Annotated in this window: 13 protein-coding genes; 7 read left to right on the top strand and 6 right to left on the bottom strand. The window is 66.3% G+C overall.

Annotated elements, in window-relative coordinates:
* Positions 1 to 129: 129 nt before the first annotated feature.
* Positions 130 to 1215, bottom strand: a complete 1086-nt coding sequence (locus tag CF70_RS02665; protein WP_035859930.1) for a calcium:proton antiporter — start codon at positions 1213 to 1215, stop codon at positions 130 to 132.
* Between the two features lie 426 nt (positions 1216 to 1641).
* Here CF70_RS02665 and CF70_RS02660 point away from each other — a divergent pair, with 426 nt between their 5' ends.
* Positions 1642 to 2067 carry an OsmC family protein gene (locus CF70_RS02660; protein WP_035859928.1) on the top strand — a complete coding sequence of 142 codons (426 nt, stop codon included), beginning with the start codon at positions 1642 to 1644 and terminating at the stop codon, positions 2065 to 2067.
* Positions 2068 to 2255: 188 nt separating this feature from the next.
* Positions 2256 to 2987, top strand: coding sequence for a BON domain-containing protein (locus CF70_RS02655; RefSeq protein ID WP_035860005.1), 732 nt, complete (start codon positions 2256 to 2258; stop codon positions 2985 to 2987).
* Positions 2988 to 3066: 79 nt separating this feature from the next.
* Here the strand turns inward: CF70_RS02655 and CF70_RS02650 are convergent, their stop codons facing one another.
* A complete protein-coding gene (locus CF70_RS02650) occupies positions 3067 to 4077 on the bottom strand; it encodes a GlxA family transcriptional regulator (RefSeq protein ID WP_235184862.1) in 1011 nt (336 codons plus the stop codon).
* 242 nt (positions 4078 to 4319) lie between these two features.
* Here CF70_RS02650 and CF70_RS02645 point away from each other — a divergent pair, with 242 nt between their 5' ends.
* Positions 4320 to 5579, top strand: coding sequence for a glutamate carboxypeptidase (locus CF70_RS02645; protein ID WP_035859926.1), 1260 nt, complete (start codon positions 4320 to 4322; stop codon positions 5577 to 5579).
* A gap of 115 nt (positions 5580 to 5694) precedes the next feature.
* Positions 5695 to 6948, top strand: coding sequence for a M20/M25/M40 family metallo-hydrolase (locus CF70_RS02640; protein ID WP_035859924.1), 1254 nt, complete (start codon positions 5695 to 5697; stop codon positions 6946 to 6948).
* 126 nt (positions 6949 to 7074) lie between these two features.
* On the opposite strand, the gene CF70_RS02635 is transcribed toward CF70_RS02640, so the two are convergent.
* The 3 genes from CF70_RS02635 to CF70_RS02625 form a co-directional block, all read right to left on the bottom strand.
* On the bottom strand, positions 7075 to 7782 hold the full coding sequence (locus CF70_RS02635; protein ID WP_035859921.1) for an alpha/beta hydrolase: 708 nt from the start codon (positions 7780 to 7782) through the stop codon (positions 7075 to 7077).
* Positions 7783 to 7991: 209 nt separating this feature from the next.
* Positions 7992 to 8489: a YybH family protein gene (locus CF70_RS02630; RefSeq protein WP_035859918.1), complete on the bottom strand. Its 498-nt coding sequence runs from the start codon at positions 8487 to 8489 to the stop codon at positions 7992 to 7994.
* A gap of 26 nt (positions 8490 to 8515) precedes the next feature.
* Positions 8516 to 9502, bottom strand: a complete 987-nt coding sequence (locus tag CF70_RS02625) for a zinc-binding dehydrogenase (RefSeq protein ID WP_035859915.1) — start codon at positions 9500 to 9502, stop codon at positions 8516 to 8518.
* 195 nt (positions 9503 to 9697) lie between these two features.
* On the opposite strand from CF70_RS02625, the gene CF70_RS02620 reads away from it, so the two are divergent.
* Positions 9698 to 10570, top strand: coding sequence for a LysR family transcriptional regulator (locus CF70_RS02620; RefSeq protein WP_035859912.1), 873 nt, complete (start codon positions 9698 to 9700; stop codon positions 10568 to 10570).
* A 178-nt stretch (positions 10571 to 10748) separates the two neighbouring features.
* On the opposite strand, the gene CF70_RS02615 is transcribed toward CF70_RS02620, so the two are convergent.
* Positions 10749 to 11642 (bottom strand): LysR family transcriptional regulator, encoded by an 894-nt coding sequence (locus CF70_RS02615; protein WP_035859999.1) that lies wholly within the window; start codon positions 11640 to 11642, stop codon positions 10749 to 10751.
* Between the two features lie 148 nt (positions 11643 to 11790).
* Here CF70_RS02615 and CF70_RS02610 point away from each other — a divergent pair, with 148 nt between their 5' ends.
* On the top strand, positions 11791 to 12276 hold the full coding sequence (locus tag CF70_RS02610) for a CidA/LrgA family protein (protein ID WP_346430200.1): 486 nt from the start codon (positions 11791 to 11793) through the stop codon (positions 12274 to 12276).
* Complete coding sequence (locus tag CF70_RS02605; protein WP_035859910.1) at positions 12269 to 12961, top strand: LrgB family protein; 693 nt, start codon at positions 12269 to 12271, stop codon at positions 12959 to 12961. The genes CF70_RS02610 and CF70_RS02605 overlap by 8 nt, the downstream gene beginning before the upstream one ends.
* Positions 12962 to 12978 lie beyond the last annotated feature (17 nt).

Here is a 12978-nt window from a genome sequence, read left to right as displayed (position 1 = left end):
CGGCCTGGTACACCTTCACGGCTCGCTTCGCGTCGCGAGGCAGGTGGCCCGATGGCGGGCCACAGTCAGCGGCGTTCAGGGCGTTCAGGGCGTTCAGGGCGCTCAGGGCGCTCAGGGCGCTCAGGGCGCTCAGGGCACGACGGACAGGAACAGGTAGGCCGCCAGGATGACCAGGTGCACTACGCCTTGCAGCATGGTGGTGCGGCCGGAATGCAGCGTGAGCGTGCTGACCAGCAGGGTCAGCGCTAGCAGCACGGTTTCGGTCGGGCCCAGGCCCAGCATCAGCGGCTTGCCGACCACGATGAAGACCATGGCCACGGTCGGGATGGTCAGCCCGATGCTGGCCAGCGCGGAGCCCAGGGCCAGGTTCATGCTGGTCTGCAGCCGGTCGGCGCGCGCGGCGCGCAAGGCGGCCAGGCCTTCCGGCAACAGCACCAGCGCGGCAATCACGATGCCGACCACGGCCGGCGGCGCGCCGGCGCTGGCTACCGCGGCTTCCACCGTGGGCGAGAGCAGCTTGGCCAGGCCGACCACCGCCACCAGGCAAACCAGCAGCATGCCGCCGCTGGCAAGCGCGATCTTCGCGGGCGGCGGCGGCGCGTGCACGCTCTCGTCCGAGGTGCCGTCGACAAGGAAGTAGTCTCGATGGCGCACCGTCTGCACGAACACAAAGCTGCCGTAGAGGACCAGCGAGGCGATGCCCGCGAAGGCCAGTTGCGATTGCGACAGCATGGGTCCGGGGATGGCGCTGGTGTAGTTCGGCAGCACCATCGTGAGCACCGCCAGCGCGGCCAGCACCGCCAGCGCGGCGGTGGCGCCCGGTGCCTGGAAAGCCTGTTCGCGATGGCGCAGGCCGCCGACCAGAAGACAGATCCCCACGATGCCGTTGCATACCAGCATGGCCGCGGCGAACACGGTATCGCGCGCCAGCCCGGCTTTTTCGGGGCCGGCGGACAGCATCACCGAGACGATCAGCGCCACCTCGATCACGGTCACCGCAATCGCCAGCACCAGCGTGCCGAACGGCTCGCCCACTTTATGCGCTACCACCTCGGCATGGTGCACGGCCGCGAATACCGAGCCCGCGAGCGCCAGGCCGGCCAGCACCAGCAGCGGCGCCTGGCCAGGCGCCGCCATGCCCGCCCCGAGGATGGCCCAGGCTGCCAGTGGCAGCCACAAGGTCCAGGCAGGCAATTTATTGGAAGTCAATGACATCCGTTCTCCCTTTGTTGTGATTGGATGGTGGTCAATTGTGATGGGTGCTGCGCGTTCGCCGCGGACCGCCAGGCGGCTCGCAGCGAGGCTGCTGGCCGTTTTCCGGATTGCGTCCTATTGTGATTCAGCTTGGCCCGGCAGCAATCCACCGATGCCGCGCCGCGGAAGTAAGGCAGTCGAAGGAGGGTTCGGTTCCCGATAATTGCGATAAATTGAGGGGAATTGTCCGTTTATTTGATGGAGTTAGCTGTTAATTCAGGAAATTTGCCTTCTAGGGGAAGATTTTTCCCGGCCGGCGGCAGTGAGCTCAGGTGGCCATACCTGCGGCACCAACGCTGCACCGAAGTATGCGGACGGGCACTTGCCGCCTCACCCCCGGCGCGGCGAAGGTTGCGCCACATTGCTTTTCGACCATGGAGAACACTCATGCAAAAGTACGGATCGGCTAAATGGCAGGGCGGCATCAAGGACGGCCTGGGCAGCATCTCGGCGGAAAGCGGAGTGCTCAAGGACGCGCCGTACGGCTTCAAGGCCCGCTTCGAGGGCGGGCCGGGCACCAATCCCGAGGAACTCATCGGAGCGGCCCATGCAGGCTGTTTTTCCATGGCGCTGTCGCTGTTCCTGGGCGAAGCCAAGATGGTTGCCGAGAGCATCGCGACCAAAGCCACCGTCACCCTGGACAAAGATGATTCGGGCTTCACCATCACCGCCGTGCACCTGGACGTGAAGGTGCGTGTCCCGGGTGCCGACAAGGCCGCGGTCGAGAAGGCACTGCAAACGGCCAAGGCGGGCTGCCCGGTCTCGAAGCTGTTCAAGGCCGAGATCACCATGGACGCCACGGTAGAGACCTGAGCGGCGTTTCGCGCGGGCTGGCTTGCGTCCGTCACTCCGCCCTGGCAACAGGTCGGGCGTAGCCAGCCTGGCTACCTATAATGAAGATTCGCCGTTTCGCACCGTGGTACCGGCGCGGGGCTGCGAGGGCGTTTTCCGGACGGAACGCCGTCTCCTATATCCAGACCTTCAAAGATAAGGCAGACATCATGTATAGCAGTGAAGCAGTCCTGACCCAGGCTAGGGCAGCCATCGCCCACGTGCCGTTTCACAGCCATTCCATCCATCCCACCATCCACCTGCGCCTGAGCGACGGCGCGCTGATTCTCGAAGGCGAAGTGCCCGATATTGTCGACAAGAGCCGCGTTGCCGCCTCGGTGCGCCGTGTCGACGGTGTGTCGGCGGTAATCGATCACCTGCGCGTGGCCGACGGTGGCGCGGCGGTTGGCGACGGCGAGCTGCGCAATGCGATCTGCGTGCGCCTGCTGCAGGCGATCGATTTCCGCAATTGCCGGATCTGCGCGCATACCAAGGGGCGCATCGAGCCGGTGCGCGAGGCCGTTGGCGAGTCCAGCGGCGAGATCGAGGTCGAAGTTGTCGACGGCGTCGTGACGCTGCGGGGGCACGTGATCAGCCTGTCGCACATGCGGCTGGCCGGCGTGCTGGCCTGGTGGTCGCGTGGCTGCCGCTGCGTGGTCAACGAACTGGTGGTGGCCCCGGCGGAAACCGACCGCGACGACGAAGTCACGGAAGCGCTCAAGCTGGTCCTGGAGACAGACCAGTTCGTCGATGCCGACCGCATCCAGGTACGTACGGAAAACCGGGTGGTCACGCTTGAAGGCTATGCCACCACCGAAGCCGCGAAACGCCAGGCCGAGCGGGATGCCTGGTACGTGCATGGCGTGGAGGATGTGGTCAATCGCATCGTGCTGAGCAATTAAGCAGACGTTTGCAACCTGGAAGCCTGGACGGTGGGGCCGCGCACGGCCGGCGGCCCCTGTCTTGGTGCGCCCGATGCGCTCATGCGCCGCCGGCCGTGCGCGGCATGTCCTCCACGCGCCAGTAGCGCCGCTGCGAGCGCAGCGCGAAGCGCGCCCGATAGCTCGACAGCGACATCCCCGTAGCCCGCTGGAACAGCCGGCGGAACGCCGCCGCATCGCTGTAGCCGCAGGCTTCCGCCACGGCTTGCGAGCCGTGCAGCGTCACCTCCAGCAAGGTCTTGGCGCGCTCCACGCGCAGCCCGTGCAGATACTCCAGCGGCGTCATGCCGCTGACTTGCCGGAAATGCCGCAGCAAGGTGCGCTCGCTGGTGGCGGCCGCCTGCGCCACCAGGGCCAGCCGGTACGGCGCATCGACGTTGGCCTGCAGCCAGCGCATGGCGCGATAGACGGGGCTGTCGGCGGTCTTGCTGAGCCAGCGTTGCGACACCAGTTCCGGCGTGAGCTGCTGGCGCTCGGCCTGGTACAGCAGCATGCGCGAGCAGGTCTGCGCCAGGTCCGGGTCATGCAGGTGGCCCAGCACGCGCAGCATGAACTCCGTTTGCAGCGCCGGCGCGACGCAGCCGAACACGCGCTGATGCACGCTCATCGGTTCACTGGCGGAGAAATCGCAGCGGGGATAGCGCTTGGCCATCCAGCTCTGGAAGGTCCAGGGCGCGCCCATGCGCGCGCCATCGAGCAGGCCAAGTTCGGCGGCGAAGGCGATACCGCTTGCCCCCGCGGCAATCCAGCCGCCCGCCTGCGCGTGGCGCTCCAGCAAGCGCAGCGCCTGGGTCGCGCCGCTGACGATTTCGCCCAGGTGCGGGGCGTTGCGTGCCAGCAGTCCCGGTATGACCACCAGCGCATTGCCATCCGCCGCGGCGCGCCGGCGCCGCCGCGCGGGCTCCAGGCCCAGGGCAGGGAGGGCGAGCGCGCGGCCCGACGGGCCGATCACGCTCCAGCTCAGGTCGCGGTCGGCATCCGGGCGTTGCAGCCGGGCTACCCCGGCCGCCGCGCGCAGCACGTCCAGCGCCCCGAACAGCATGCCCGGCATGGCCTCCGGCAGCCATAGCAGGCGCACGTGCAGCGGCACGGGGCGGCCAGCGCCGCTGGCGGCTGGGTTGTCGGAACCGGCGGGCGGCGCGGGGAGGGCAGAGGGGTCAGCGTCAGGCATGGCGGGATCGGCATTCCAATTGGCGGGATTGATCCTACCTTGCCGCGCGCGCAAGGGCTAGCATCGTCGCTCGGCGGGCAACCCGCCTGACCACAATAACGATGCAAGCAACAGGAGACTTCATGCAGCCATCCCTGCGCCGACTTACCCAGACCGCTGTCGCCGCGCTCACGCTGGCCCTCGGTGCCGCCGGCAGCGCCCGCGCCGCCGATGCGCAACTGCTGGACGCTGCCCGCGCGGCCGAGCCCGCGCTGATCCAGTCGCTCAAGGACATGGTGTCGATCGAGTCTGGCAGCGCCAACGCGGCGGGCCTGGCGCAGATGGCCAGCTTCACCGAAGGCCGGCTCAAGGCGCTGGGCGCCAGCACCGAGCGCATCCCCGTCACCAAAGGCCCCGGCACCATGGTCAAGGGCACGTTCACCGGCACGGGCAAGCGCCGCATCATGCTGATTGCCCACATGGATACGGTTTACGGGCCGAACACGCTGGCGACGCAGCCCATCAGGCTGGATGGCAACCGCCTGTACGGTCCCGGCATCGCCGACGACAAGGGCGGCATCGCGGTGATCCTGCATTCGCTGGCGATTCTCAAGGCGGCCGGCTGGAAGGACTACGCCGAGCTGACGGTGCTGTTGAACCCGGATGAGGAAGTGGGCTCGCCCGGTTCCGGCGACACCATCGCCAGGCTGGCCGAACAGCATGACGTGGTGCTCTCCTGCGAGCCCTCGGCCGGCTCGGTGGTGATGAAAGGCCAACCCCTGCTGCTGGCTTCCGCCGGCGTCGCCACCGCCACGCTGGATGTCAAAGGCCGTGCCGCGCATGCCGGCGCCGCGCCGGAGCTGGGCCGCAATGCGCTTTACGAACTGTCATACCAGATGCTCCAGACGCGCGATGTGGCCAAGGACGTGCCGGGCGCGGCGCTGGTCTGGACCCGCGCGAGCGCCAGCGGCCCGCTGAACCAGATCACCGAGAAGGCCGAGGCCGTGGGCGATGTCCGCCTGACCCAGCCCGGCGCGCTGGAAAAACTGCGGACGGCGCTGCAAGCCAAGCTTGGCTCCAGCAAACTGGTTCCGGACACCGAAACCACGCTCAACCTCACGCCCGGCCATCCGCCGTACGTGGCCGACCAGCGCAGCCGCGCGCTGGCAGCGCGGGCGCAGGCCATCTACAAGGAGATCGACCGTGACCTGACGCTGGTGCCGCAGACCGGCGGCGGCACCGACGCGGGCTACGCCGCCCGCTCGGGCAAGCCCACGGTGCTGGAGAGCTTCGGCCTGGCGGGCTTCGGCTACCATGCGCGCGACGAGTACATCGAAATCGATTCGATCGTGCCGCGGCTCTACCTGATGTCGCGCATCCTGCAGGAGATCGGGCGCAACTGACGCGCGCCCGACGCTTACCTGCCGATGACTGGCGGCGGCGCGTTTGCGTTGCCGCCGCCAGCGCAGACTGGCAAGAACGAATCCACAAGTACAAACATCCTCAACGGGAGATTTCATGCATTCATCCTTGCGCCGGCTTACTCATGCCGCCATGGCCGTCCTTGCCCTCGCCACCGGCAGCGCCTGCGCCGCCGATGCCGGGTTGCTGGATGCGGCGCGCACTGCAGAGCCGGCGGTGGTCCAGTCGCTCAAGGAGATGGTGTCGATCGAGTCCGGCAGCGCCAACGCGGCGGGACTGGCGCAGATGGCCAGCTATACCGAAGGCCGCCTGAAGGCGCTCGGCGCCGGCACCGAACGCATCGCCGTGACAAAAGGCCCCGGCACCATGGTCAAGGGCACGCTCACCGGCACGGGCAAGCGCCGCATCATGCTGATCGCCCACATGGACACGGTTTATCCGGCCAATACGCTGGCGACGCAGCCGATCAGGCAGGAAGGCAACCGCCTTTACGGCCCCGGCATCGCCGACGACAAGGGTGGCATCGCGGTGATCCTGCATTCGCTGGCCATCCTCAAGGCGGCCGGCTGGCAGGACTACGCGCAACTGACCGTCCTGTTCAATCCGGACGAGGAAGTGGGCTCGGTCGGTTCCGGCGAGACCATCGCCAGCCTGGCCGACCAGCATGACGTAGTGCTGTCGTTCGAGCCGACCGCCGCCAAGGCGGTGGTCAAGGCCGAAGCCCTGTTGATGGGCGCCAGCGGCACCGCCACCGCGACCATGGAGGTGAAGGGCCGCGCCTCGCATGCCGGCGCCGCGCCGGAACTGGGCCGCAATGCGCTGATCGAGCTGGCCTACCAGTTGCAGCAGACGCGCGACGTGGCCAAATCGGTGCCGGGCACCCAGCTCAACTGGACCACCGCCCAGGCCGGCGAGGTACGCAACCAGATCCCCGAGCGTGCCACCGCCATCGGCGACGTGCGCATGACGGTCAAGGACGGCCCGGAGAAGCTGCAAGCCGCGCTGCAGAAGAAGGTCGAGGAGGGCAAGCTCGTCCCCGACACGCAGACCACGGTGACCATGGAAACGGGCCGCCCGCCGTTTGTCGCCAACGCACGCGGGCGCGAACTGGCGCAGCGCGCGCAAGCCATCTACGCCGAACTCGACGGCCGCCAGCTGGCGCTGGCCGAAGGCACCGGCGGTGCCACCGACGCGGGGTTCGCCGGGCGCTCCGGCAAGGCTGTGGTAGTGGAGAGCTTTGGCCTCGCGGGCTTCGGCTACCACGCGCGCGACGAGTACATCGAGATCGATTCGATCGTGCCGCGGTTGTACCTGCTGACGCGCATTCTTCAGGAGATCGGGCGCAACTGATCCCGTCCCGCAGGGGGGGCGTACGGCGGGTTTGCAGGCAGGGTGGAAGTCCTGCCTGCAGGGTCTCTTTCGTTAGGACGGGGCCGTCTCAACGCCTCCTTGCCGCCTCCCGATGACATGGCTTTGTCAACCCTGGTCTGACGCCTGCGAACGGGCGGCTTCGTCAATCAGTTCGGCGACTTCTTTCGCATGCGAGGCCAGGGAAGCGTGGCTGGCGTCGAGTGTGATTGTCCTTCTTGGCTTCATTCGCACTGCCATCCAGCGCTCTGCCTCCGGGGGAATCATGCGGTCGTTGGCCGACACCTGGTACCAGCTTGGCTTCGTCTTCCAAGCCGGGGGGCCCGATTTGTCTTCGAAACACCGTCCGGCAATGGGCTTCTGCGTGACCGCCATCACCAACGCATCGACGTCGCTGAGGTCGTCACCGAAGCTTTGCTGGAATGCTTCGGGATCGAGCCAGAGGAAGCCATCCTTGTCAGGCCGGATATGGGCGCCCCCCGGAGGAGGCGCCTGGCGCGCAAAGATGCTCCCGAGGCTTTCGCCCTCGTCCGGCGCGAATGCCGCGACATAGACAAGTCCCACCACATTGGGTGCATGGCCCGCGCCGGTGATGACTGCGCCGCCATACGAATGCCCCACCAGCAATGTCGGCCCGTCCTGCGCCGCTATCAGCCGGGACGTGCGGTCGATATCGTCCGCCAGCCCGGTCAGCGGATTCTGCACCGCTGCAACGTGGTAACCCCTGGCGTGAAGCAAGGGGATAACCTCTCTCCAATGCGAGGCATCGCCCCAGGCGCCATGCACCAGTACGATGTTCATTCGTGCCTTTGTCATGAGATTCTCCTTGTGACGCTCACGGAAACCGCAAGGCGCCGGGTTGCGCGGCGGGGCATTCGCCGCAACCTGGCGCGCTTCACGGGCATTTGCAGCGCTCCGGTCAGGGTAAAGTCCCCCCGGTGTTCACGCTGAGGTAGACCGGTTATGAGCCGGCAAGCTGCAAAAGGCCACCCGCCGCCGGGCCGGGCGCAGGTGGCCACGGTCGCTCAGTCTGGTTGGGCCGGCGGGTTGGTGGTCGAGAAGATGTAGCGTGCGAATCGCCACTGACCATCGGCTTCGCGACGCAGCAGGAACAATTCCTGGTTGGCTTCGGGCCCGGGCGGGACTGCATTGCCCAGCCGCGTCACGGTGCCGCGTGAGCGGGTACGTGCATAGGCCCACTCATCCGATAGCAGGCGGATCTCATCGACCTCGAAGCGCACATTGAGCTTGATCGAGTCGAAGACATGCCCATAAGCGCGCCGGACCGCCTCGCGGCCCACGGCCGGCGAACCGTTTTGCGGCATGAATACCGGGTCGCGGGCATAGAGCGACATGATCCGATCGATGTCGGCACTGTTCAGCGCCTGCTCGTAACGAGCGAGCTGTCCGGATATGGCCGTACTCACTGCGGCATCCCATGCCGGCGTGGCTCCCTGGGCAGCAGGCTGCAACAGCATGGACGCTGCAACCGCAGCCAACGGGACACGAAGTATGTTACGCATGATGCTGTCCTCGGAATCGGTCCGGATTAAAGTCGCACGACGAGCTTGCCGAGGGCCCGGTTGCTCTCCATCAGGCTGTGGGCCTGGCGGACTTCATCGAAATCGAACGTCCTGGCATGCGTCGATGGGATGAGACCTTTGGCGAGATCCTGCGCAATCCATGGCAGCGGTGAATCCGACAGCGGCAAGGCGGCAGTGCCCAGCAGGCCGCTCGGGAAAAAGTTGAGGCGCACTGCGGCGGGAAGGTCTTGCATCAGGTGAAACGACTCCAGGGCAGGCGGCCCCCCTAACAAGCCGATAACACTGACCGCCCCGAACGGCCGCAGGGTCTTGACCGTATCACGCAGCGTTGTGGCGCCGACGACTTCCAGCGCCGCATCCACGCCTTCCGGTGCGAGCTGGCGGACATCGGCTGCGATTTCGCCGGAATCGACGACCACTTTGTCAGCGCCGGCTTCCCGCAGGCGCCCTGCATTCGCCTGCGAGCGGGTGGTGGCAATGACATTCAGGCCGAGCGCCTTGGCGTAGGTGAGCGCTGCTAGGCCGACGGACGACGTGGCGCCGCGTATCAGCAACGTTTGACCACGTTCGACAGCAAGGCTCTTCTCCAGCGCACCCCATGCGGTCAGATAGGCTTCGGGTAGTGCTGCAAGCTCCTCCCATGTCAGGGAGATGTTGTCCAGGGCAATGACATTGCTGCGCAACACGGTTATCTGTTCGGCGTAGCTGCCACCTCGCGTGAACTGCATGCCGCCCATGGCCGTGGCGACGCGCTGACCGGTGCGAAACACGCCCGCGGGATCGTCGACGATCTCGCCGACGGCTTCGATGCCTGGCACGCGTGGCGCGGTGATCGGCCCCATTTTCCCGGCCCGCAGATAGGCTTCGGCGCGATTCAAACCAAATGCGCGCACGCGAATCCGAACTTCGTCCGCCGCTGGCTCCGGGGATGCAATCTCACGCATTTGCAGGACTTCGGGGCCGCCTGCTTGTTCGATGACATAGGCTTTCATGGCTGGTCTCTCTTCAGTGGCGGGGTGACGGGCTTGTAAGACGGGAATGCCGGATCTTTGACATGTGCGTAGCTCCTGATTCAGTTGAAGATGCTGGCCAGGGGGGCCAGCGCCTGGAAGCAACTTTCGCCTATTCAATGTCGGAAGAAAACCGTTGATTTTGGTAACATTCCTCTCATTTTTGAGAGGTAAGGCATGGACCTCAACGCCGTGGAGATGTTTGTGGAAGTGGTGCTGGCGGGGAGTCTCTCCGCCGCTGCAAGTCGCATGGGCGTACCGCTGCCAACACTAAGCCGGCGGCTTCGGGAACTGGAGCGGCAATTGAACGTGCAGTTGTTGGAGCGTTCAGTGCGTGGAACCAGGCTCACGGATGCCGGGGCGCGCCTCTATGAGCACGCCAGTCGTGGCATCGAGGCCCTGCTGGAGGCGGAGCAGGCCGTCATGAGCGACCAGACACGCCTCAAGGGACGGCTGAGGCTATCGCTACCGCCGTCATTCGAACCCTGGTGGGACCTGCTTGCGGCATTTCAACGCCAGTGTCCCGATATCCGCCTGCATATTTTCACGACCGACCGGCGTGTCGATCTCGTCGAGGATGGCATCGACGTTGCGCTGCGCGTTGGGACAATTGCACACGAGACCATGGTCGCGCGGCGCGTCCTGTCCTATCGTCATGTCCTGGTCGCAAGTCCGGCCCTTGTCGAGCGTCTTGGCATGCCGGAGACGCCCGAGGCTTTGCATCGCTTTCCCTGCGCGGTATGGAACCAGGGCTCGAATGCTCCAACTGTCTGGCGCCTGGGTTCGTCCGAACATAGCCCCGCGGCGGTACTGTCCGCAAATGACTATGCGCACCTGCGCAGCCGGGCGCTTGCCGGTGAGGTCGTTACAGAACTTCCCCCATTCATGGCTGCCAGCGCCATTCGGGAGAAGAATCTTGTGACCCTGCTGCCAGAACACCCCTTGCCTGTGCAGGAACTCAACTTGCTATATCCCTCGCATCGTCATCCGTCCGCAATCGTCCGGTCCTATCTGGATTTTTGCCAGGCGCAGTTGCCATCCTTCCTCTAGGTCCAGGCATCAGCATGTCCCACGGAGTACCAGTCGGCAGGACGAACAAAATGCTGTTGCGTAGCCCGGTTGTCCAATCTGGGTCGACCACCATTGGTCGATGGCACCACGACCAGGGCATCGCCTCCTTCGCCTGCGCCGCGCAAGCTGGCCGCACGCAAATTGGCCGCGCATCAGGTCAGACGGATCTGCGGGCAGTGCCGAAGGCCTGTTCGCAACAAGCCAGCCAGGCCCGCGCAGCGCGCGACAAATAGCCTTCCCGCCAGACCAGCCCCAACTCCCACGTCAACTGCGGCGCAACCAACGGCCGGATCGCCACGCGTGCCGGATCCAGCTGGCCCGCTATCGGCGCCGGCAAGATTGCCACGCCCACATCGGCCGCCACCAGTTCCCCGATAAAGTCCCAATGCCGGCTCTGCCCCGCAATCTGCGGCGTAAAACCAGCAGCCTCGCAAGCGTCCAGGATGACCCGGTAGAGCACAAAGTCATCTTCATACATCACAAAGGGCAGACCAGCCAGATCCGCCAGCCGGACCGGGCCGGCCTTGCGCGGCGCGCGCTCGCCGGGAAACACCGCGACCAGCGCCTGGCGTGTCACGGTCAGGCTGGCCAGGCCCGCCACGGCGGCGGGCAGCACCGTCACGCCCAGGTCCAGTTCGCCCGCGGCCACGCCTTCTTCCAGTGCGCGTCCGCCTTGCTCGCCCAGCCGCAGCTTCACGCCGGGGTACTGGCGGCGATAGGCACCGATTACCGGGGCAAGGTAACGCCCGGCCATGGGGGGAATGCCTACCTTCAGTTCGCCGCGCGCCATGCCGTCCACCTCGGCCACCTCCTGGCGCAGCCGCGCCACTTCGGCCAGCACCGCCTGGCTGCGCGCGAACACAACCTCGCCGGCGTCGGTCAACCGCACCGTGCGGCCTTCGCGCAGCAGCAGCGGGCCGCCCAGTTCGTCTTCCAGGCTCTTGACCATCTTGCTGATGGTGGGCTGGGTAACGTGCAGGGTTTCGGCGGCGCGGGTGAAGCCGTTCTGGCGGACGACTTCCACGAAGTAACGCAGGGCCCGGATATCCATGCTGCCTCCGATGGGATGTGCGATGCCGGATTTGCCATTCCTGTCTGGCATCAATTCAATAATTTATATTCATTTTATATATCGAATGGCTCTCCGTACACTAGCGTCACTGCCACTTCGTCCCTGGCGCAATAGACCGACTCAAACCATGCAAAGCGCTGTCCCCTCCACCCCGGCCGCCGCCTCATCCGTACCGCCGCCGATGCCGGCCTTTGGCCGCCTGCGTGCGGGCGCGATCGGGCTCACCCAGGTGGCGGCGCTGTCGGCGCTGTGGTTGCTGGCGGACTGGCTGCGCGCGCGCCTCGGGCTGCCGTTGCCGGCGGGTCTGCTCGGGCTGCTGGCGCTGGCTGCGCTGCTGTTCAGCGGCGCGGTGCGCGGCGGCTGGGTGCGGCGCGGCGCGGACTGGCTGCTGGGCGAGATGCTGCTGTTCTTTATCCCGGCGGTGCTGGCGGTGGTGCAGTATCCCGAACTGGTCAGGCACCAGGGTTGGCGCATCTGCGCGGTGATCGCCCTGAGCACGCTGGCGGTGATGGTGGTGACGGCACTGGTGGTGGAACAGGTGTACCGGCTGGAGCTAAGGCTGGCGCGCCGCGCGAGCAACGCCACCCGCAACGGGCAGCAGCGTCATGCATGACACCGCGCTGGCGGCGCTGAGCCTGGTGGCTACCGTTGCCTTCTATTACTTCAACAAGCGTCTCTATGCGCGCCGCGCCCGCCTGTGGCTGATGCCGCTGCTGGCTACGCCCGTGGTGCTGATCGCGCTGGTGCTGGCTGCCCATATTCCCTATCGCGACTACATCGCGGACACGCGCTGGCTGATGTGGCTGCTCGGCCCGGCCACCATCGCTTTCGCGTTGCCGATCTACGATCACCGCAAGCTGGTGCGCCAGCACTGGCTTTCGATTTCGCTCGGCGTGCTGGCTGCGGTGCTGACCTCGGTGTTCAGTTCGGTCTGGCTGGCGCGCGGTTTCGGCTTGTCGGTGATGCTGCAGAAGGGCCTGGCGGTGCGTTCGGTGACGACGCCGTTCGCCGTGGATGCGGTGCGCGCGCTGGGCGGCCCGCCTGATCTGGCCGCGATCTTTGTCGTGATCACCGGGCTGACGGGCATGGCCATCGGCGAGGCCGTGCTGGCCTGCCTGCCTTCGGTACGCAGCCGGCTGGCGCAGGGCGCCATCTTTGGCGCCGCCGCGCACGGCGCCGGTACGGCCAAGGCGCGCCAGCTTGGCGAAGTGCAGGGCGTGGTGGCATCGCTGGTGATGATGATCGCCGGGCTGGTCAGCGTGTTGGCGGCACCGCTGATCCGCAGCGTGTTCTTTTGAGGCGGCTTTGCGTAGTA

The organism is Cupriavidus sp. SK-3, from assembly GCF_000611145.1.
GTDB lineage: Bacteria > Pseudomonadota > Gammaproteobacteria > Burkholderiales > Burkholderiaceae > Cupriavidus.
Note: the sequence above shows the minus strand (reverse complement) of the source record. Positions and strands in the feature narration are given on the sequence as shown.

Excerpts from the sequence above, each read along its gene's own strand:
- CF70_RS02610 (WP_346430200.1), top strand. The coding sequence starts at position 11,791 with ATGCAAAGCGCTGTCCCCTCCACCCCGGCCGCCGCCTCATCCGTACCG.
- CF70_RS02625 (WP_035859915.1), bottom strand. The coding sequence starts at position 9,502 with ATGAAAGCCTATGTCATCGAACAAGCAGGCGGCCCCGAAGTCCTGCAA.
- CF70_RS02630 (WP_035859918.1), bottom strand. The coding sequence starts at position 8,489 with ATGCGTAACATACTTCGTGTCCCGTTGGCTGCGGTTGCAGCGTCCATG.
- CF70_RS02645 (WP_035859926.1), top strand. The coding sequence starts at position 4,320 with ATGCAGCCATCCCTGCGCCGACTTACCCAGACCGCTGTCGCCGCGCTC.
- CF70_RS02615 (WP_035859999.1), bottom strand. The coding sequence starts at position 11,642 with ATGGATATCCGGGCCCTGCGTTACTTCGTGGAAGTCGTCCGCCAGAAC.
- CF70_RS02640 (WP_035859924.1), top strand. The coding sequence starts at position 5,695 with ATGCATTCATCCTTGCGCCGGCTTACTCATGCCGCCATGGCCGTCCTT.
- CF70_RS02605 (WP_035859910.1), top strand. The coding sequence starts at position 12,269 with ATGCATGACACCGCGCTGGCGGCGCTGAGCCTGGTGGCTACCGTTGCC.
- CF70_RS02620 (WP_035859912.1), top strand. The coding sequence starts at position 9,698 with ATGGACCTCAACGCCGTGGAGATGTTTGTGGAAGTGGTGCTGGCGGGG.
- CF70_RS02650 (WP_235184862.1), bottom strand. The coding sequence starts at position 4,077 with ATGCCGGGCATGCTGTTCGGGGCGCTGGACGTGCTGCGCGCGGCGGCC.
- CF70_RS02655 (WP_035860005.1), top strand. The coding sequence starts at position 2,256 with ATGTATAGCAGTGAAGCAGTCCTGACCCAGGCTAGGGCAGCCATCGCC.
- CF70_RS02660 (WP_035859928.1), top strand. The coding sequence starts at position 1,642 with ATGCAAAAGTACGGATCGGCTAAATGGCAGGGCGGCATCAAGGACGGC.
- CF70_RS02665 (WP_035859930.1), bottom strand. The coding sequence starts at position 1,215 with ATGTCATTGACTTCCAATAAATTGCCTGCCTGGACCTTGTGGCTGCCA.
- CF70_RS02635 (WP_035859921.1), bottom strand. The coding sequence starts at position 7,782 with ATGACAAAGGCACGAATGAACATCGTACTGGTGCATGGCGCCTGGGGC.